16 protein-coding genes are annotated in these 17,236 nt (G+C 57.5%); 5 read left to right on the top strand and 11 right to left on the bottom strand.

Annotated elements, in window-relative coordinates:
• Positions 1-2 precede the first annotated feature (2 nt).
• The 4 genes from metF to ACO079_RS13730 all read right to left on the bottom strand — a co-directional run bounded on the left by metF (position 3) and on the right by ACO079_RS13730 (position 4,306).
• Positions 3-902, bottom strand: a complete 900-nt coding sequence (gene metF / locus ACO079_RS13745) for a methylenetetrahydrofolate reductase [NAD(P)H] (protein ID WP_421790837.1) — start codon at positions 900-902, stop codon at positions 3-5.
• Complete coding sequence (locus tag ACO079_RS13740; protein WP_421790836.1) at positions 899-1,885, bottom strand: ArsR/SmtB family transcription factor; 987 nt, start codon at positions 1,883-1,885, stop codon at positions 899-901. The genes metF and ACO079_RS13740 overlap by 4 nt, the downstream gene beginning before the upstream one ends.
• 117 nt (positions 1,886-2,002) lie before the next feature.
• On the bottom strand, positions 2,003-3,670 hold the full coding sequence (ettA, locus tag ACO079_RS13735; protein ID WP_421790834.1) for an energy-dependent translational throttle protein EttA: 1,668 nt from the start codon (positions 3,668-3,670) through the stop codon (positions 2,003-2,005).
• Between the two features lie 96 nt (positions 3,671-3,766).
• A complete protein-coding gene (locus tag ACO079_RS13730; RefSeq protein WP_421790833.1) occupies positions 3,767-4,306 on the bottom strand; it encodes a hypothetical protein in 540 nt (179 codons plus the stop codon).
• Positions 4,307-4,441: 135 nt separating this feature from the next.
• Between ACO079_RS13730 and ACO079_RS13725 the strand changes: the two genes are divergently transcribed.
• Positions 4,442-7,726 carry a VPS10 domain-containing protein gene (locus ACO079_RS13725; protein ID WP_421790831.1) on the top strand — a complete coding sequence of 1,095 codons (3,285 nt, stop codon included), beginning with the start codon at positions 4,442-4,444 and terminating at the stop codon, positions 7,724-7,726.
• A gap of 94 nt (positions 7,727-7,820) precedes the next feature.
• Positions 7,821-10,031 (top strand): DPP IV N-terminal domain-containing protein, encoded by a 2,211-nt coding sequence (locus ACO079_RS13720; RefSeq protein WP_421790830.1) that lies wholly within the window; start codon positions 7,821-7,823, stop codon positions 10,029-10,031.
• Here the strand turns inward: ACO079_RS13720 and ACO079_RS13715 are convergent, their stop codons facing one another.
• Together ACO079_RS13715 and ACO079_RS13710 are read right to left on the bottom strand one after the other, a co-directional pair.
• A complete protein-coding gene (locus ACO079_RS13715; protein WP_421790828.1) occupies positions 10,032-10,760 on the bottom strand; it encodes a M48 family metallopeptidase in 729 nt (242 codons plus the stop codon).
• A 31-nt stretch (positions 10,761-10,791) separates the two neighbouring features.
• Positions 10,792-11,385, bottom strand: a complete 594-nt coding sequence (locus ACO079_RS13710; RefSeq protein ID WP_421790827.1) for a TetR/AcrR family transcriptional regulator — start codon at positions 11,383-11,385, stop codon at positions 10,792-10,794.
• A gap of 79 nt (positions 11,386-11,464) precedes the next feature.
• Between ACO079_RS13710 and ACO079_RS13705 the strand changes: the two genes are divergently transcribed.
• Entirely contained in the window at positions 11,465-12,367 is a 903-nt protein-coding gene (locus ACO079_RS13705) for an OmpA family protein (RefSeq protein ID WP_421790825.1), read from the top strand.
• On the opposite strand, the gene ACO079_RS13700 is transcribed toward ACO079_RS13705, so the two are convergent.
• Complete coding sequence (locus ACO079_RS13700; RefSeq protein ID WP_421790824.1) at positions 12,364-12,840, bottom strand: GAF domain-containing protein; 477 nt, start codon at positions 12,838-12,840, stop codon at positions 12,364-12,366. The two genes, ACO079_RS13705 and ACO079_RS13700, sit on opposite strands and share 4 nt — an antisense overlap.
• 70 nt (positions 12,841-12,910) lie before the next feature.
• Between ACO079_RS13700 and ACO079_RS13695 the strand changes: the two genes are divergently transcribed.
• On the top strand, positions 12,911-13,777 hold the full coding sequence (locus tag ACO079_RS13695) for an SIMPL domain-containing protein (protein ID WP_421790823.1): 867 nt from the start codon (positions 12,911-12,913) through the stop codon (positions 13,775-13,777).
• 19 nt (positions 13,778-13,796) lie between these two features.
• On the opposite strand, the gene ACO079_RS13690 is transcribed toward ACO079_RS13695, so the two are convergent.
• Complete coding sequence (locus tag ACO079_RS13690) at positions 13,797-14,129, bottom strand: YegP family protein (RefSeq protein ID WP_421790822.1); 333 nt, start codon at positions 14,127-14,129, stop codon at positions 13,797-13,799.
• A gap of 96 nt (positions 14,130-14,225) precedes the next feature.
• On the opposite strand from ACO079_RS13690, the gene ACO079_RS13685 reads away from it, so the two are divergent.
• The gene (locus ACO079_RS13685; protein WP_421790821.1) at positions 14,226-15,737 is read left to right on the top strand and encodes a helicase HerA-like domain-containing protein; all 1,512 of its coding nucleotides are present in this window, start codon (positions 14,226-14,228) and stop codon (positions 15,735-15,737) included.
• 24 nt (positions 15,738-15,761) lie between these two features.
• On the opposite strand, the gene lysM is transcribed toward ACO079_RS13685, so the two are convergent.
• The 3 genes from lysM to ACO079_RS13670 are packed head-to-tail and all read right to left on the bottom strand — an operon-like array spanning position 15,762 to position 17,040.
• Complete coding sequence (gene lysM / locus ACO079_RS13680; protein ID WP_421790819.1) at positions 15,762-16,211, bottom strand: peptidoglycan-binding protein LysM; 450 nt, start codon at positions 16,209-16,211, stop codon at positions 15,762-15,764.
• A 26-nt stretch (positions 16,212-16,237) separates the two neighbouring features.
• On the bottom strand, positions 16,238-16,834 hold the full coding sequence (locus ACO079_RS13675) for a DUF937 domain-containing protein (protein ID WP_421790817.1): 597 nt from the start codon (positions 16,832-16,834) through the stop codon (positions 16,238-16,240).
• Positions 16,834-17,040 carry a dodecin family protein gene (locus ACO079_RS13670; protein ID WP_421790816.1) on the bottom strand — a complete coding sequence of 69 codons (207 nt, stop codon included), beginning with the start codon at positions 17,038-17,040 and terminating at the stop codon, positions 16,834-16,836. Before ACO079_RS13670 ends, ACO079_RS13675 begins: the two co-directional genes overlap by 1 nt.
• Positions 17,041-17,236: the final 196 nt, after the last annotated feature.

The raw sequence follows: 17,236 nt of genomic DNA, 5'->3' as shown, positions 1-17,236 counted from the left end.
GGTTAAGCGGCCTCTTCCAAAGCCCGCACGCCCAGGAGGCGCACCAGGCAAATCGCCAGATTGGCGCGGTTCAGCGTGTAAAAATGGAAGTGTTCCGCGCCGCCCTTCTCCAGCTTGCGCGCCAGCTTGGCGACCACATTTGCGGTGACCAGATCGCGGGTGTCAGGGTCGTCTTCCAACCCGTCAAACAAGGGCGGCAGGCTGTCTGGAACGGACGCGCCGCAGAGCCCTGACATGCGCTGAAGGCCCGCGAAATTCGACTGCAGCATCAAGCCGGGAATGATCGGAATGGTGATGCCGGATGCCACTGCCTGGTCGCGGAAACGGAAAAAGGTGTCAGGGTCAAAGAAGAACTGAGTGACAGCCCGCGTCGCGCCGGCATCAATTTTTTTCTTCAGAACATCCAGGTCGTGATCGACGCTCGGGCTATCGGGGTGTTTCTCCGGATAACAGCCGACCGAGACATCGGAAATGCCCGCCTCGCGGATGGAGGCGACCAATTGGGATGTACACTCAAACCCGCCCGGATGGGTCTGATAGGCGGCGCCGATACCGTCGGGGGAATCCCCCCTCAGCGCCACAATATGATCAATTCCAGCATTCTTGTATTCGCGGATTATATCCTTCGTCTCGTCGCGCGTGGCGCCAACACAAGTGAGGTGAGCGGCGGCTCTCAAGCTGGTGTCGGATAGAATACGATTGACCGTTTTCCGTGTGCGCTCGCGGGTGGAACCACCGGCGCCATAAGTCACCGACACGAAATCGGGTTGATAGGGCTCCAACCGTTCCACAGTCTCCCAGAGACGCGCTTCCATCGTGTCATTCTTCGGAGGGAAGAATTCGAACGAGACCGTCGGAGCGCTGTCGCGCCCACTGGCAAAGGCTTTGGCTTGAAAGGTCATCGGCGAACGCTTTCTACTTTACCGGTGGATGAAGGTGCCCGCACGGGCTGACGCCTTGCGGCCCAGATTTTCACGGTCAAACGGTTTTCTGGTTGTTCTGGATGCAGCGACGCGCGGCGGCGCAATTCCAGGCCGGATTCTTCAACCCAGCCGGTTATGTCTTCATCAGAAAAACCGAGCTGGCGATGGGCGTGTTCCGTCTTCAGAAACTCTAGCTGATGCGGCGCGAAATCTGCGATCAACAGGACGCCGCCTGGCTTTAAAACCCGGGCGCATTCGGCGATCGCAATGGCTGGATCATCCAGATAGTGCAGCACCTGGTGCACCGTCACGAGATCAGCGACCTCGTTTTCAAACGGCAGCGCCGAAACATCGGCTTTGCGCACCGAGGCTTCGGACAGGCCTGCGCGTTCAAGGTTCAGCCGCGCGACATTCAACATGGCGTGGTTGATATCCACGCCCACGCCTTCTTTCACCCGATCAGCAAAAACTTCCAGAATGCGGCCCGTGCCAACGCCCACATCGATCATCAGATCGAACGGTCCACTGCCCGCCGCATCGCGCATCGCGGCTTCAACATCGTCCTCAGACAGGTGCAAAGCTCGGATCTTGTCCCAGTCCTCAGCGGCGCGTTTGAAATAGGCTTCCGCGGCGGCGGCCCTCGCCGTTTTTACGCTTTCAAGGCGGGCCAGGTCGCGCTTCAGGACCGGATCGTCCGGGGGAGACATTTCGCCGATAACATTGGCAAGGCGATAGCCCGGTCCTGAAGCGACGAGCCGGTAGAAGACAAAAGCGCCCTCTGGAAGACGTTCCACCAAACCGGCGGCTGTCAGTAGTTTGAGGTGGCGGCTGACGCGTGGCTGGCTTTGTCCCAACACCTGCACCAGCTCGGATACGGTCAACTCACCGCGCGCCAAAAGGCTCGCAATGCGCAGGCGCGTCGGCTCGGCGAGCGCTTTGAGTTGGGCAACAAGATCGTCCATATCCCACACGTTCCAGAAACGTATAAAGATATGTTTATATCATTGAGCGTTCTTTTCAATGATGCGCTGCAAAAAAGGCGGCCCAGGAGCCGCCTTTTTCAGAACTTTTGCCAGTCGTTACCGGCTAAACTTCTTGAACTTCACCCGTTTCGGGACGACGGCGTCCTCGCCCAGGCGCCGTTTCTTGTCTTCCATATAGTCTCCAAAATTACCTTCAAACCATTCCACATGGCTGTCGCCTTCGAAGGCGAGAATGTGGGTGGCCAGACGATCAAGGAAGAAACGGTCGTGCGAGATAACCACGGCACAGCCGGGATAATTCTCCAACGCCTGTTCCAGCGCGGCGAGCGTTTCCACATCAAGGTCATTTGTCGGTTCGTCGAGCAAAAGAAGATTGCCGCCGGTCTGCAGCGTCTTGGCGAGGTGAACCCGGTTGCGTTCACCACCTGACAGCAAGCCGACTTTCTTTTGCTGGTCGCCGCCTTTGAAGTTGAACGCACCTACATAGGCGCGGGACGACACTTCCTTGCCGCCCAGATTGATCATGTCATGGCCGCCGGAAATTTCTTCCCAAACGGTTTTGTTGGCATCCAGCTTGTCGCGGGACTGATCGACATAAGAGAGCTGCACAGTTTCACCGAGTTTCAGCGTGCCTTCATCCGGCTGCTCCTGACCCGTGATCATCTTGAACAGGGTGGATTTACCCGCCCCGTTGGGACCGATCACACCAACTACACCACCGGGCGGGAGTTTGAACTCCAAGCCTTCAATCAACAGCTTGTCGCCGAAGGCTTTCTTCAGGCCCGCGGCTTCCAGAACCACACCCCCGAGGCGCGGGCCCGGCGGAATGTTGATCTGGGCAGTGTTGATTTCCTGACGATCGGCCTGATCGCGCAGCTCCTCATAGGATTTGATCCGGGCCTTTGATTTGGCCTGACGGGCTTTGGGCGAAGAGCGGATCCACTCCAACTCGCGGGCCAGAGCTTTCTGCTTGGAGCCTTCTTCTCGTTTTTCCTGGGCCAGACGCTTTTGCTTTTGTTCCAGCCAGGAGGAGTAATTGCCCTCATACGGCACACCCCGGCCGCGATCGAGTTCGAGCGTCCAGGTGGTGATCGAGTCGAGGAAGTAACGGTCGTGCGTAACGACCAGAATGGCGCCCGGGAAGTTTTCCAGATGGTGCTGAAGCCAATCAACCGATTCCGCGTCCAGATGGTTGGTGGGTTCGTCGAGCAGCAACATGTGCGGCTCGGACAAAAGCAGGCGGCACAGGGCAACACGGCGGACTTCACCGCCGGACAAATTGGTTACCTCGCTCTCGCCGGGCGGACAGCGCAGCGCGTCCATCGCCATTTCGATCTTGCTGTCGATGTCCCACGCATCAGCTGCATCGATCTTTTCTTGCAGCTCGGTCATCTCGGCCATCAGCTCGTCGGTATAATCCTCGGCCAGCTTCATCGAAACGGCGTTGAAATCATCGACCAGTTTCTTGTGCGCCGAGCCTTCAATGACGTTTTCCCAGACGGTTTTTTCCGGATTGAGTTGGGGTTCCTGCGGCAGATAGCCGACGCGCACGCCCTTCTCCGCCCAGGCCTCACCGGTGAACTCGGTATCCATGCCGGCCATGATTTTCAGAAGCGTGGATTTACCCGCGCCATTGACGCCGACAACGCCAATCTTGGCGTCTGGCAAAAAGTGCAGAGAGATGTTCTCGAAAACCGGCTTTGAAGCGCCCGGATAGGTCTTCGAAAGCTTGTCCATATGGTAGACATATTGATAGGCGGCCATGGCGCGCGTGAGTCCTTTTAAATCAGGGAATAATGTGTTGCGCGGCGTATAGCGGAGCGCGCGCGGGCGGGCAATTCCGGAATGCGCCGCGTTTGGCTAGGAGGCTGACCGCTCCGCCCGCTTCTTTTTCCGCTGCGCCCGCTTGATATAGGGCTCGAAGAAAAGCCAGATGCCGGTCGCCCAAAGGAAGAACAAGATAATCCCGACCGGAAAGAAAATGTAGAGCTTCACCCAATCTGCAAAGAAGGAACCGTCATGGATTTGTTCCAGCAAATCCGAACGGCGGTATTCCAGCGAAAGGGTCTCCAGGGTGACAAGATCAATCTGCGCTTCCCAGCGATTGGGGGCGATGAATTTGGCAACGCCGCGATCAGACCGGATATCTATCCGGTCGAATTGATCCCAGTTCGTGATTTCCAGCTCGGGGATCGCCGCAGCGGCTTCATACATCTGCAATAGCGTGGTTTCCGGCGGCCCCGTGACTTCAATCGCGCTGCGCTGGGTGGGCGGTTGAATCCAGCCAATGTCTTTTTTTAGCATCAGAAAGCCGCCCGCAATGATCATTACGCCCAGCGGCAACATGATGATGGGCGAGCCCCAATGGTGAATGTCACGAAGAAGTTTGCCGATTTTCATGAGGCGCATCGTTACCAACCAGACGCGCCGGTCAAGCCGTTAGATTCCTAACTTCTTTGTTATTTTGCCGCACGGACCTTCTCATTTCCCGGACGCCTGTTAGGGTCTTTTTCTGGATTGGCTGGGGAGCTATAAATGCGAGGATTAATTTGCGCCGTGATGATCGGCGTGTTGCCACAAACCGCTTGTGCGCAGTCGGGTGGCGAAGCTGAAGCAAACGAAACAGAAGAGGTGCTCAGCGCCGGGACGTTTACAGGTCTGGAGTTTCGTAGCATCGGGCCGGCCTTCATGGCCGGGCGCCTCAGCGATATCGAGATCATGCCGCATGATCCCTCGACCTGGATCGTCGGTGTGGGGTCCGGCGGTGTCTGGCGGACGGAAAATGCAGGCACGACCTGGACACCGATCTTCGATGATACCGGAATTTACTCCATCGGTACGGTTACGGTCGATCCAAATAATCCGCATACGATATGGGTGGGAACCGGCGAGAATACCGGCAGCCGGCATGCCGGTTACGGCAATGGCATCTATCGCTCTCGTGATGGCGGCCAGACCTGGGACCATATGGGACTTGAAGATTCCGAGCGCATTTCGGAAATCCTGATCCACCCGGAAGATTCCAATACAATGTGGGTGGCCGCCCAGGGACCACTCTGGTCACCGGGAGGCGAACGCGGCCTTTATAAAACCACGGATGGCGGTGAAACCTGGGAACTCGTGCTATCCGCCGGTGAATGGACGGGTGTAACCGACATTGTCATGGACCCGCGCAACCCGGACCGTCTCGTCGCGGCCACCTGGCAACGCCATCGGACCGTCGCCGCCTATATGGGCGCAGGGCCTGAAAGCGGCATCCATGTGTCTGATGATGGCGGGGACACCTGGCGCGAAGTCACCACCGGTCTTCCGCAAGGCAATAGGGGCAAGATCGGACTCGCAATCTCCGTTCAGAATCCGGACATTCTCTATGCCGCGATTGAACAGGACCGCCGGACGGGCGGTGTCTATCGGTCGGAGAACCGCGGTGAGAGCTGGACGCGCATGTCAGATACAGTTTCTGCCGGAACCGGCCCGCACTATTATACGGAGCTGTATGCGCATCCACACCACTTTGATCGCATCATTCTGGTCAGCAATACGACGCAAATATCCAATGATGGCGGCGCAACATTCCGCGACATCAATAATGAGAACAAGCACGTCGATGATCACGCCATCGGCTTCCACCCAACGGATCCGGATTACATGCTGGTCGGTTCGGATGGCGGCCTTTATGAGACGCATGATGACGAGCAAACGTGGCGCTTCATAGCGAACATGCCGATCACGCAGTTTTACGACATTGCTGTAGATGACGCCGAGCCATTCTATAATGTCTATGGCGGCACACAGGACAATAACACCCAGCTCGGACCATCGCGTACGGACAGCCGCCACGGCATCCGCAACGCAGATTGGGAAATCACCCTGTTCGGTGATGGGCATGAACCTGACGTCGAGCCGGGCAATCCGGATATTGCCTATTCCAGCTGGCAGCAGGGCAATCTGGTGCGCTTTGACCGGACCACCGGTGAAATCGTCTACATCCGCGCCCAGCCGCAGCCAGGCGAGCCCGCTGAAAGGTTTAACTGGGATGCACCAATTGTGGTCTCATCTCACGAACCGACCCGGCTCTATCATGGTTCCCAGAGGGTCTGGCGGTCAGATGACCGGGGTGACAACTGGACACCGATTTCAGGCGATCTGACGCGCGATGAAAGCCGCATGCTGTTGCCTATAATGGGCCGGCAATGGTCATGGGACGCAGGCTGGGATCTGCTCGCCATGTCACGCTACAATACGATCAGCGCGCTGGCGGAATCCCCGGTCGATGAGACTGTCATTTATGCGGGAACCGATGACGGTCTGATCCAGATCACCACCGATGGGGGTGAGACCTGGAACCGGACCGAAGCTGGCGATCTGCCGGGCGTTCCAGATCTTGCCTATGTCAATGATTTCGAGCCGTCCCGCTTTGAAGCGGGCACGGTTTTCCTTGCGCTGGACAATCACAAGCAGGGCGACTTTGCGCCTTACTTGCTGCGGTCAGATAATTTCGGCCGGTCCTGGCGCTCGATCACCAATGGTTTGCCGGAAAACCAGATCATCTGGCGAATTGTTCAGGACCATGAAGATGCAAACCTGATTTTCGTGGGTGGAGAATTCGGCGTCTGGTTCACCATCGATGGCGGCGACAACTGGGTTGAGATGAGTGCGGGCATGCCGCCCATCCCGGCCCGTGATTTGCTGATCCAGGAACGCGAGGATGACCTCGTTGTAGGCACGTTCGGTCGGAGTATCTACGTGCTTGATGACATCTCGCCGCTCCGCAATCTATCTGAAGATGCGCTGGAAAACACGACCCAGCTTTTCCCGATCCGCCGCGCCTGGTGGTATCAGGAGCAACATGAGCTGAGCTTCGGACCGCGCGGCGTTCAAGGCCACGGGTATTTCTATGCTCCGAATCCGCCCTTTGGTGCCACCTTCACCTATTACATGCACGAAGGCCTGCAAACGTCCGAGGAAATCCGGCAAGCAGAAGAAGCCCCGCTCGTTGCCGAATGGGATGACACGCCCTTCCCTGGATTTGACGTGATTGAAGCCGAGCGACGGGAGGCGCCTCCCCGCATGTGGCTGGTGGTACGCGATAGCGATGGCCGCGTGGTGCGGCGTCTTCCGGGACCGGTTGGTGCTGGTTTCCACCGCGTGGCTTGGGATTTGACTTATCCCAGCCCGTCTGCGGTGACTCAGCCAGATACGCCAGACTCTGAAACTTCGGGTTTTCTGGTCGGTCCGGGCACCTACACGGTGACGCTGGTTCGCCAGCATAATGGGGAAACCGTCACCATTGGCGATCCTCAAACCTTTGAGGTTGAACGGCTGACCGAGGGGGCCCTGCCCGGCTCGCCGGACGATGAGGTCGTCGCGTTCTGGGAGCGTCTCGCTGACCTGCAACGCAGCTTCTCCGCCGCCAATGCGTCGATCACCCAGACCCGTTTCCGTCTGGAACGCTTGCAGTCCGCGCTCTACCGGACTCGCACAGCGCCCGGAGAGCTGGATGATCAGTATGAAGCACTCCGTCAGGAGCTGTTTGAAATCGAGGAGGCACTTGGCGGCAACCAGTCCAGCGGCGGCATCTATGATTTCGAACCATCAACCGTTGGCTCACGCCTGTTCTATGCCTCACTCGGCACGAGTAACTCGACTTATGGGCCTTCTGCTTCGCATGAAGAGCAGCTCGGCTTTGCCGAGGCAGAGTTCGCAGACATTCGCGCGCGTTTTCTGGTCCTAACGGAAGAAAGCATTCCGGCGTTTGAAGAAACCCTCGCGAATGCCGGGGCGCCGTGGACACCGAACACCGTACTTCCACCGCTCTAGAAGGAATGAAAGCGAGAACTTGCGACGGCGTCCGCTTTCCAGCGGGCGCCGTTGGCGTTATGTCCAGAGTTAATCCGATTATCAGGGTAACAACATGATTTCTTCTCTCGCCGTTCTGGCGCTCCTCGCCGCACAAGATGCCTCCAGTGAAAGCCTGACCCTGGAACGTCTTTATGCCAGTCCCAGCCTGAACGGCCCGGTGGCGTCGGCCACGCGCTTTTCGCCGGATGGTGGCCTTATCACCTTCCTGCAGGCCAAGGAGGAGGATGCCAATGTCCGCGATCTCTGGGCGATTGATGTGGATGGCGGCGAGCCTTTCATGCTGGTGGACAGCCGCGCACTTGTGCCGGAAGAACGCGAACTGACCGAAGCAGAAATCCAGTTACGCGAACGCGCCCGGATCACGGGCTCAGGAATTGTCAGCTATGACTGGGATTCACTTGGCGAGGCTATTTTGTTCCCGCTGGACGGGGACGTTTTTTATTATGAGTTGGAAAGTGGCGACGCCCGCCGCTTGATGGAAACCGAGGCCGCAGAAACAGACAGTCGTATTTCGCCGGCCGGCCGCTATGTCGGCTTCGTCCGCGAGCAAAATCTGTTCGTGCATGACCTGCAAACCGCCGAAACGCGCGCGATCACCACCGAGGGCGGCGGAACGCTTTCTTATGGTATGGCCGAGTTTGTCGCCCAGGAAGAAATGCGCCGCTCGACGGGTTACTGGTTCTCCCGCGATGACCAATATGTCGCCTTTGCTGAAGTCGATGAGAGTCCGATTCCGATCTCGTACCGTGTTGATATTCAGGGCGATGGTGCGACCGTTTCCGAACAACGCTACCCTTATGCTGGCGAAGCCAATGTCAATATTCGCTTGTTTATTGAGAATCTTGACACTGGCGAGCGCGTCGAAGCTGATCTGGGCGAAGAGACCGATATTTATCTCGCACGGGCGAACTGGGCTCCGGATGGGCGATTGTTTGTACAACGCCAGAACCGCGCGCAAACCCGGCTGGACTTGCTGGCCTATGATCCAGCGACCGGCGAAAACGAAACTATCCTGGCCGAGCTCGATCCGGCCTGGATCAACCTCACCTACGACCTCACCTTCCTTTCGGACGGCACCTTCCTTTGGACGTCAGAGCGGACCGGTTTCCGGCACATCTATCATTATGCCGGCGATGGCACCGAGATCGCGCAGATCACCTCGGGGGACTGGCAGATCAACGCGATTGAAGGCGTCGATGCGGATGCTGGCCTGGTATATTTCACGGGCTGGGTAACCGATCCGCTTCAGAGGCATTTGTATGCCGTGTCTTTCGCACAAGCCAACAGCGAGCCGGTTCAGGTCACAGACGGCCAAGGCTGGTGGGGCGGCATTTCCATGGGAGAAGGCGCGCAGTCCTACCTGGCAAGTTTCTCCAACCCCTCACAGCCTTCTCAGACCGGGCTCTATGATGCCTCCGGCTCATTGCTTCGCTGGATCGAGGAAAACGAGCTCAATGAGGACCATCCCTACTTTCCATATCTCGACGATCACATCGTGCCGAATTTTGGTTCAATAGAAGCTGCTGATGGGTCAGAGCTGCATTATCTGATGTATTTGCCGCCAGACTTTGACCCGTCGCAGCAATACCCGGTGATCGTGAATGTCTATGGGGGCCCAGTTGTGGGCCGCCGGGTTCGCATGTCATGGCTGGGCACAAGCGATCAATACATCGCGCAGCAAGGCTATATCTATTTCAAGCTGGACAATCGCGGCACGCCGGATCGTGGGCACGCGTTTGAAACCGCGCTTCACCGTGCGATGGGCGGGGTGGAAGTCGTAGATCAACTGGCCGGACTGGCCTATCTGCAGTCACTGGATTTTGTGGACCCTGACAGGGTCGGAATCTGGGGCTGGTCCTATGGCGGCTATATGACGTTGATGACCACGCTGCAGGCCCCCGGCGCTTTTGCCGCCGGCGTATCCGGTGCTCCGGTCACCGATTGGGCGCTCTATGATACACACTACACAGAGCGCTTTATGGGCACGCCGCAGAATAATGCCGAAGGGTATGCGCAATCCTCGGTCTTCGCGCATCTGGAAGGATGGGATACCCCACTTTTGATCATGCACGGCATGGCTGACGACAATGTGGTGTTCGAAAACTCGACGCGCCTTTTCAATGCCTTGCAGGAACGCGATTTGCCGTTTGAAATGATGACCTATCCGGGTCAGCGGCATGGCATCCGCGGCGAAATGCGAAACCGGCACCGCATGCGGGCCATGATGGAGTTCTTCGACCGTCATCTCCGGCCGGATGACTGATTAGAACGGCACGAATTTCCCGGCGGTCTCGTTCAATCGTTGCCGCCGGGCCTTCCAATCCGGCATTAATTTTTCCACCAGTGCCCAGAAGCGAGCGGAGTGGTTCGGTACCAGCAAATGCGCCGCTTCGTGTGCGCAGACATAGTCGATTAGGTCGGGTTCTGCGCCGATCAACCGCCAATTGAGGCGAATAACGCCTTTTGAATCGCAACTTCCCCAGCGTCGCTTCTGATCTCTAATGACAACTTTGCTGGCAGTTTGACCCAGCTGGTTCGCATAGTCTTGGACGCGCGCAGGAAAGTCAGCCTCAGCCTCCCGGCGATACCATCTTTCCAGACCTTTGCGGAGGGTAGTCTCTCGCATTTCGCCTTGCAGATGCCGATCGATTTCGATTCGCAGAATGTTGTCCTGACGTTCGACGCAGGTCCTTGCCCTGGTGGGGTGAGCGATTACGTCGAGGGTCAGTTCATGGCCCAAAAAAGGGAAGCGCTCTCCTGTTCCAAACAGGCGGTTTTGCGGCGCGGGCCGTTTCGCCCATTCGTCCAGCTTTAGCGTAATCCAGTCGGATTTCTCTTTGAGAACACTATCGATCTGGCGCTGTGAGGCAGGCTGAGGCACACGAACTTGCAAGCCATCGTGGTCAATCTGAAGGGCAATAGTCCGTCGGCGCGGCGATCGTACTAGCCGATACCCAACCTCACGGCCCTGAAGACGAATCAATTGTTGCATTGCCAGAGCCTTCCGCCGCCGGCTCCCCAGATCAAGGTTCGCGGCCTTCTAACCCGAACCGTCTGAAGTTTGAGAGCGTCCCGATCAGTTCCTCACGATCCATCCGGGCTGGATCGTCCAGCCACCAATCGAGTAAATGGAAAACAGCCCCGACTTCGCAGCGGGCAACTGCCTTCAAATTCTGACCCGGCCGAACCCAGCCAACCACCCGCCCTTCCTCAAATTCTTTTACCCGTAATTCTGTCACGGCATCTATGACTTCCCTCTGGATTGGGTCTTCACCTCCCCCCCGGGCCAACATTAATCGAAACAAGGAGCCGTAGGTTTCGGCAAAGGCAACAACGCCTTCCATCACCAGCAAGTCGCGGGTGGCATGTTCGACATCCAGCTCGTAGGTGGCCTTGATGCCGTCGATAATGAGTGCTTTACCAGCCCTCATAACCTCATCAAACAAGGCTTCCTTGTCCGGGAAATGCGTGTAAAGCGTGCCCATCGCAACACCGGCTTCCTTGGCAATATCGCCAATGCGTGTGCCCTCCAGACCACGTTCTGCAAACACTTTCGCTCCGGCTTCAATAAGCCGCGCGCGGGTTTCCTGTTTTTGTTGATCGCGTTGATTTGACATTTCACTGAATATTTGTTCATTGAAGGTTCATTCAATGAAACTAATCTGATTTAATCGTATGCGTAAAGGGAGGATGCGAATGGGGACCGGGAGACTGCTTATTGTTGCCGCGCTGATTTGCTCCGGTGGAGCCTGGGCACAGCAGGAGGTGACGGGCCACCCGTTGGTGACGCCTTACGACGGGTCTCAGGGCGGAGGCGAATACTGGGAATACAATCGCTATGACTTGATTGTCGGCTTTGATTTCGAGGTTCGCGAGGCGGTAACTGAACGGATCGAAGGCCGGGTTACGCGGCTCTACTATGAAAGTCCGGACGAGCGCTCCGAGTTGGAAATTTTCACGAATTACCGCCTGGCACTGGAAGAGGCCGGGTTTGAGGAGATCTGGTCGTGTGCCGGTGATGGCAGTTGCACCACGGGTTCGACCCGAAACCGGTTTCATCAGGCCAATGGCATCCGCGCCATCAACGGTCCCAATTCACATTATGCGGTCGGCACGCTCGGCTACGAAGACCGTCTGGCTTATGTTGCGGTCGCAACCGGACGGCATGGTACATCAATCGATATCATTGAAACCGCCGAGATGGACACGGGCATGGTCGCCGTTTCCGCTGAAGCCTTGGCAGACGGCCTGGATGCGGACGGGCACGTTCGCGTCGATGGTCTATTGTTTGCGCACGATTCTGATGAACTCCTCGCAGAAAGCGCTGCCGCATTGGACGCATTGCATTCACTGCTGCTCAACCGGCCTAATCTAAACCTCTATGTCGTCGGACATACCGATATGACCGGATCGCTTAGCTACAATCTCGACCTGTCGCGCCGACGCGCCGCTTCGGTGATCTCTGCACTGGTCGATGACTACGGGATCGATCCATCGCGGCTAGAGCCGCAAGGCGTCGGCCCGCTCGCACCTGAAGCCACCAATGCCACGGAGGCTGGCCGCACCCACAACCGCCGCGTGGAGATTGTCGTCCGCTAGGCGGTCAACAGCACTTTGGCGATGGCTTCAAGCCCGGCGCGGTCGATCTCATCGAACGCGTCGGGCGCTTCACTATCGACGTCCAGCACGGCGGCCAGTTGGTCGTTGGCATCGAGCACCGGCACGACGATTTCCGAATTGGTCCGGCCATCACAGGCAATGTGGCCGTCAAAAGCATGGACATCCGGCACCAACTGGGTTTCCAGCTTGGCCGCTGCGGCACCGCAGACGCCTCGGCCAAACGGAATGCGCAAGCATCCCATCGAGCCCTGATAAGGCCCGACAACCAGCTCTTCAGGCTTGTTCGGATCCACCTCGTAAAATCCTGTCCAGAAAAAGCGCGGCTTGAAAGCTTCCGCCAATAGGCATGACGCAGTCGCGAAACGCGCGGTCCGGCTGGTTTCGCCTGCGACAACAGCTTCGATTTCGCGCTTCAGCTCAGCATAATGCGCCTTTTTTTCTTCGCCTGTCATGGGAAAGCCTTTTCGTGAGGTGTCGCGATTTGGTATCGTGACTTCGGATTGGGAATTCAAGGGGGATAACATGCGCAGATTAGGTGTACTGGTTGTCGGTGTCAGCGCATTGGCACTTTCCGCTTGCGAACCAATGTCCGGCAATCCCGTACCCATCTGGGCACAGGGTCCCGTGATCGAAGCGCAGGGCCGGGCTTATATTGAAGTTCCGGCCAACCGGGCGCGTTTCCAGGTGTCTTTCGAGGGCCGGGCCCCGACCAGTGAAGCGGCTTCCCAGCAAGCGGTCGTCCGCGCCAATCTGGCGGCGGAGGCGGTGAGGCTGGCGGCGAATGGGGACGTCCGGATCACCTCAAACCTCTCGGTTCGGCCCTATTATGAGCAAGTGACCGAGCGATTTGGTGAGGGAGGCGAACGGTTGGTGGAGAATCGGCATCCGGATTCCCTGCTGGGCTATGTGGCCACCGTCTCAATGAATGTTGTGGTGCTTAATCCCGAACTCACCAGCGATGCACGTGGTGCGGCGTTGGCGGCAGGACCCGTGAACTCCGGCAATGTGAGTTTTTTTCTCGAACCCACCGCTGAGAACCAGCGTTCGGCTTTTGCGGCGGCCGTTAATGACGCCACTGAAAGGGCACGGATCGTTGCGGAAGCAGCTGGTTCGCAACTCGGTGAGATTGCGACGCTTCAAGAGGGACAGGGTCCATGTTTAGGGCGGCCATCGACCGAGACCGGCTATGACGACTATGCGCGCTATTCAAGCGCTCCGCCGCCACCTCCTCCACCACCACCGTCGCCTCCTCCTCCGCCTCCGGGCAGTGGCCTGACGGCTGAGCAATTACTGGCAGAATTAGACCGCTACGCGCTGGCGGCTGATCGCGAGCCCCAGCGTGTAACGGCCTCGGTATGTGCAGTCTTTAAGGTGGAAGACACCCTGTAGGCCGGGCGCCCTAACAGACTTACGTTTCGTCGACGATGTCCGCGCCGTCAGCCGCGCGCGCAATAGCTTCGCGGCCTTTTTCGGCACCAGATTCGCTGGAATAACCCTGCCCAGTGAGAATGATCTCGCCATTGCCGGCCTTCAGCGACAGATAGAATTTTCCGTTTGCGCCTTCCTTGATGACATATTTGTTCATGTCACCGGCATTCTTCTGGACCGAGGCAATGCCATTTTTGGCGCTGGCTTTTGCTTTATAGGTTTCAGATTTCCCGACATTTTCGCCATTTCCTGCGATTAGCGAGAAAAACGTTTCGCCATTCTTTGCGGTCTTGATGACAAATTTTCCGGCCACAGCTGTCTCCTCCCGTGTGGTGTGCTTAGAAGATTATTGAACAGATTAACCTGTGTTACTAGACCCGAAGAAACGCAATAACAGGCGGGGACCATCATGGGACAAATCGACCGGATCTTCATCGGTGGTGCCGGCGGCGAGCCACAGCACCTCATCCTCAAGCGCGCCAACCGTCACGGTATTATCAGCGGCGCCACCGGAACCGGTAAAACCGTGACGTTGCAAATCCTGACGGAGGCCTTTTCAAAAGCGGGCGTCCCGGTTTTTGCAGCAGACATTAAAGGTGATCTTTCCGGATTGGCGGTTCCTGGGTCCGAATCGCACAAGCTGCATGACAAGCTGATTTCCCGTGCCAACAAGATCGGCCTGGAGGACTATGCCTACAGCGCTCCGCCTTGCGTGTTCTGGGATGTTTTCGGCGAAAAAGGCCACCCGATCCGCACGACCGTCTCCGAGATGGGCCCGCTTCTCCTTTCGCGGATGCTGGAGCTGAATGATACGCAGGAAGGTGTACTGAACGTCGCGTTCCAGCTCGCTGAAGATGAAAACCTGCTTCTCCTTGATCTCGCAGATTTGAGGGCGCTCCTCGCCCATGTCTCGGAACGCCGGGCCGAGTTGAGCGCCGCTTATGGCAATGTTGCGGTCGCCTCCATTGGCGCCATCCAGCGCCGGCTTCTTTCTTTTGAGCGCGAGGGATTGGAGCATTTCTTTGGAGAGCCTGCTTTGTCGTTGGCTGACTTCATGACGGTAGATGAGAACGGTCATGGCCGGGTGAATGTGCTCGATGCCACCAAGCTGATCCATGCCCCGAACCTCTATGCACTCTTCTTGCTTTGGCTGCTGGCCGAGCTGTTTGAGGAACTGCCGGAGGTTGGTGACCCGGACCGGCCGCGCATCGCCTTTTTCTTCGACGAAGCACATCTTCTATTCGACCGCGCGCCGCGGGCTCTGGTGAACAAGGTGGAACAGACCGTCAAACTGATCCGCTCCAAGGGCGTGGGTGTTTACTTCGTGACCCAAAATCCGCGCGACATCCCCGATGAAGTGCTGTCTCAGCTGGGCAACCGCATCCAGCACGCGCTTCGGGCATACACACCGAAAGAGCGGCGGGCTCTGAAGGCAGCCGCGGAATCCTTCCGCGAAAATCCGGCATTCGATACCCAGCAAGTCATCACCGAGCTTGGGGTCGGCGAAGCGCTGGTCTCCACGCTGGATGCAAAGGGCATCCCGCAGGAAGTTGCGCGGACCCTGATCCGCCCGCCATCGAGTCGCCTTGGGCCGCTGACCGATCTCGAGCGCGCCGGCATGATGGCGTCCAGCCCGCTGAAGGGCGTCTATGATGAACGCGTGGATCGCGAGTCCGCCTTTGAGCGTCTCGAGGAGCGCACGGCCCAACGGCTGCGCGAAGAAGAAAGCGCCCGCCAGGCCGAGGAACGCGAAGAGCGCCGCCGCCGGACCACGCAAACGCGGAGCCGCCGAACGAACACCCGACGCCGCTCACGCCGGATGAGCTCAACCGAGCGGGCCGTCAATAACGTACTGCGGGAATCCTCGCGGACACTGGTCCGCGAACTGGTACGCGGCGTGTTGGGCGTCCTTCGCCGCTAAAGCGAAGAACGCCCACAGACACAGTTATTTTTTCGGCGGAATACGCAGAACCTGACCCGGATAGATTTTGTCCGGATGCTTTAGCATTGGCTTATTGGCTTCAAAGATCTCAGGATACTTCATGGCATCGCCATATTGCGATTTGGAGATTTTCGAGAGCGAGTCACCGGACTTCACAGTGTAGAACTTGCCAGCGGCTGCTTTCTTGGCGGCAATGATCTTGTCCTCGACCTCGCCAATGCCCTTGATGTTGCCGGCAGCCATCAGGATTTTCTCCTTGATAGCCTGGTCAACGCCCTCACCCTTGACGACGACCTTTCCTTTCTTGACCTCAAAATCGACCTTTTCGGCCCCTTCAAGGTTTTGCTCTTTCACCTCATTGCGAACAATTTCGGCTTCTTCTTCCTCGGATTTGCCTTCGCCGATGCCGAGGGCGCGTCCGGCCTGTGCTACCACCTGAATAAGTCCAAACATGTCCTATCCCCTTTTCTGGTTTGAGTTTACCGGTTCATGATCATGCGGAGCACATCGTCAGATATGCCCGGCTGATCGGCTTGTTGTGAGCGGCCACCGCCAAGGAATGAGCCCGCCAGACCGGCAAGGTCGCCACCGCTACTGTTTTGCGGGTTGCCTAACGCGCCCAGCAAACCACCCACGAGTCCTCCTGCGCCGGAATTCTGCTGTTCCTGCCGCCCGGCCAGCTGGCTGACCAGAGACGCCGCAATGACCGGCAAAAGACGCTTTAAAGCTTCTTCGCCAATGCCGCTTTGCGCAGCGGCATCAGCCGCGACGGCCCGCGACACATCGCGATTACCGAACACTTGTCCCAGAATTGAGTTGCCGGTTTCCACCGGATCCCCAAGGTCTTCAAGGTCGCGACTCTGGCCTGCGTTAAGAATGGTGGAGATCAGATTATTGGCGTTTCCACCACCTTCCTCACGCGATAAACCTGCCGCGAGTGCTGGCAGCAAAGCCTGGATGGCGCTTTGGGTTTGATCGCCACTCAGGCCTAGACCCGAAGCGGCGTTTTCAATGGGCGCGCGCCCCTGCGAGCTTGAGACCGCTTCCAGCAAGCTGCCAATATCAAGGCCGCTCATCAATCATCGTCCAGTTCGAACGTGACCAGAATGTTGACCTGGAACTCATCCACATCGCCGTCCTTGTAAGTGACTTTTTGTTCTTTCACCCAGGCGCCTTTGATACCGCGCAAGGTTTTGTCGGCCCGTTTCAGACCTACCTTAATCGCATCTTCAAAGCCTTTTTTGGATGAGGCGGAGATTTCGGTTACGCGTGCGACTGACATAAGCACTTCCTTTCATGAGTTTTCAAAAAACCTTAACCCCCGTGTGGACTCGCGCAAGCGCCAATCCGTTTGAGGTTGTGGGTTCAAACAGCAATTGCCTTGCTTTTTGCAGGCCGTTGGCAGCGAAACTGGCTGGCAGACCTAGCCGTCACCTGGTGCCCCGCTAGTGTCTATCCTGAGGTTGGGGAGTAGTCAT

Origin of the sequence: Hyphobacterium sp. (assembly GCF_965228115.1) — a bacterium.
Taxonomy (GTDB): domain Bacteria; phylum Pseudomonadota; class Alphaproteobacteria; order Caulobacterales; family Maricaulaceae; genus Hyphobacterium.
The sequence above is the reverse complement of the archived record's forward strand: the minus strand, read 5'-3'. Positions and strand labels throughout refer to the sequence as shown.

Bases quoted from the DNA above. Each gene is read 5' to 3' on its own strand.
- ACO079_RS13715 (WP_421790828.1), bottom strand. From the start codon at position 10,760: ATGCAACAATTGATTCGTCTTCAGGGCCGTGAGGTTGGGTATCGGCTA.
- ACO079_RS13670 (WP_421790816.1), bottom strand. From the start codon at position 17,040: ATGTCAGTCGCACGCGTAACCGAAATCTCCGCCTCATCCAAAAAAGGC.
- ACO079_RS13730 (WP_421790833.1), bottom strand. From the start codon at position 4,306: ATGAAAATCGGCAAACTTCTTCGTGACATTCACCATTGGGGCTCGCCC.
- metF (WP_421790837.1), bottom strand. From the start codon at position 902: ATGACCTTTCAAGCCAAAGCCTTTGCCAGTGGGCGCGACAGCGCTCCG.
- ettA (WP_421790834.1), bottom strand. From the start codon at position 3,670: ATGGCCGCCTATCAATATGTCTACCATATGGACAAGCTTTCGAAGACC.
- ACO079_RS13710 (WP_421790827.1), bottom strand. From the start codon at position 11,385: ATGTCAAATCAACGCGATCAACAAAAACAGGAAACCCGCGCGCGGCTT.
- lysM (WP_421790819.1), bottom strand. From the start codon at position 16,211: ATGTTTGGACTTATTCAGGTGGTAGCACAGGCCGGACGCGCCCTCGGC.
- ACO079_RS13720 (WP_421790830.1), top strand. From the start codon at position 7,821: ATGATTTCTTCTCTCGCCGTTCTGGCGCTCCTCGCCGCACAAGATGCC.
- ACO079_RS13675 (WP_421790817.1), bottom strand. From the start codon at position 16,834: ATGAGCGGCCTTGATATTGGCAGCTTGCTGGAAGCGGTCTCAAGCTCG.
- ACO079_RS13740 (WP_421790836.1), bottom strand. From the start codon at position 1,885: ATGGACGATCTTGTTGCCCAACTCAAAGCGCTCGCCGAGCCGACGCGC.
- ACO079_RS13685 (WP_421790821.1), top strand. From the start codon at position 14,226: ATGGGACAAATCGACCGGATCTTCATCGGTGGTGCCGGCGGCGAGCCA.
- ACO079_RS13700 (WP_421790824.1), bottom strand. From the start codon at position 12,840: ATGACAGGCGAAGAAAAAAAGGCGCATTATGCTGAGCTGAAGCGCGAA.
- ACO079_RS13725 (WP_421790831.1), top strand. From the start codon at position 4,442: ATGCGAGGATTAATTTGCGCCGTGATGATCGGCGTGTTGCCACAAACC.
- ACO079_RS13705 (WP_421790825.1), top strand. From the start codon at position 11,465: ATGGGGACCGGGAGACTGCTTATTGTTGCCGCGCTGATTTGCTCCGGT.
- ACO079_RS13695 (WP_421790823.1), top strand. From the start codon at position 12,911: ATGCGCAGATTAGGTGTACTGGTTGTCGGTGTCAGCGCATTGGCACTT.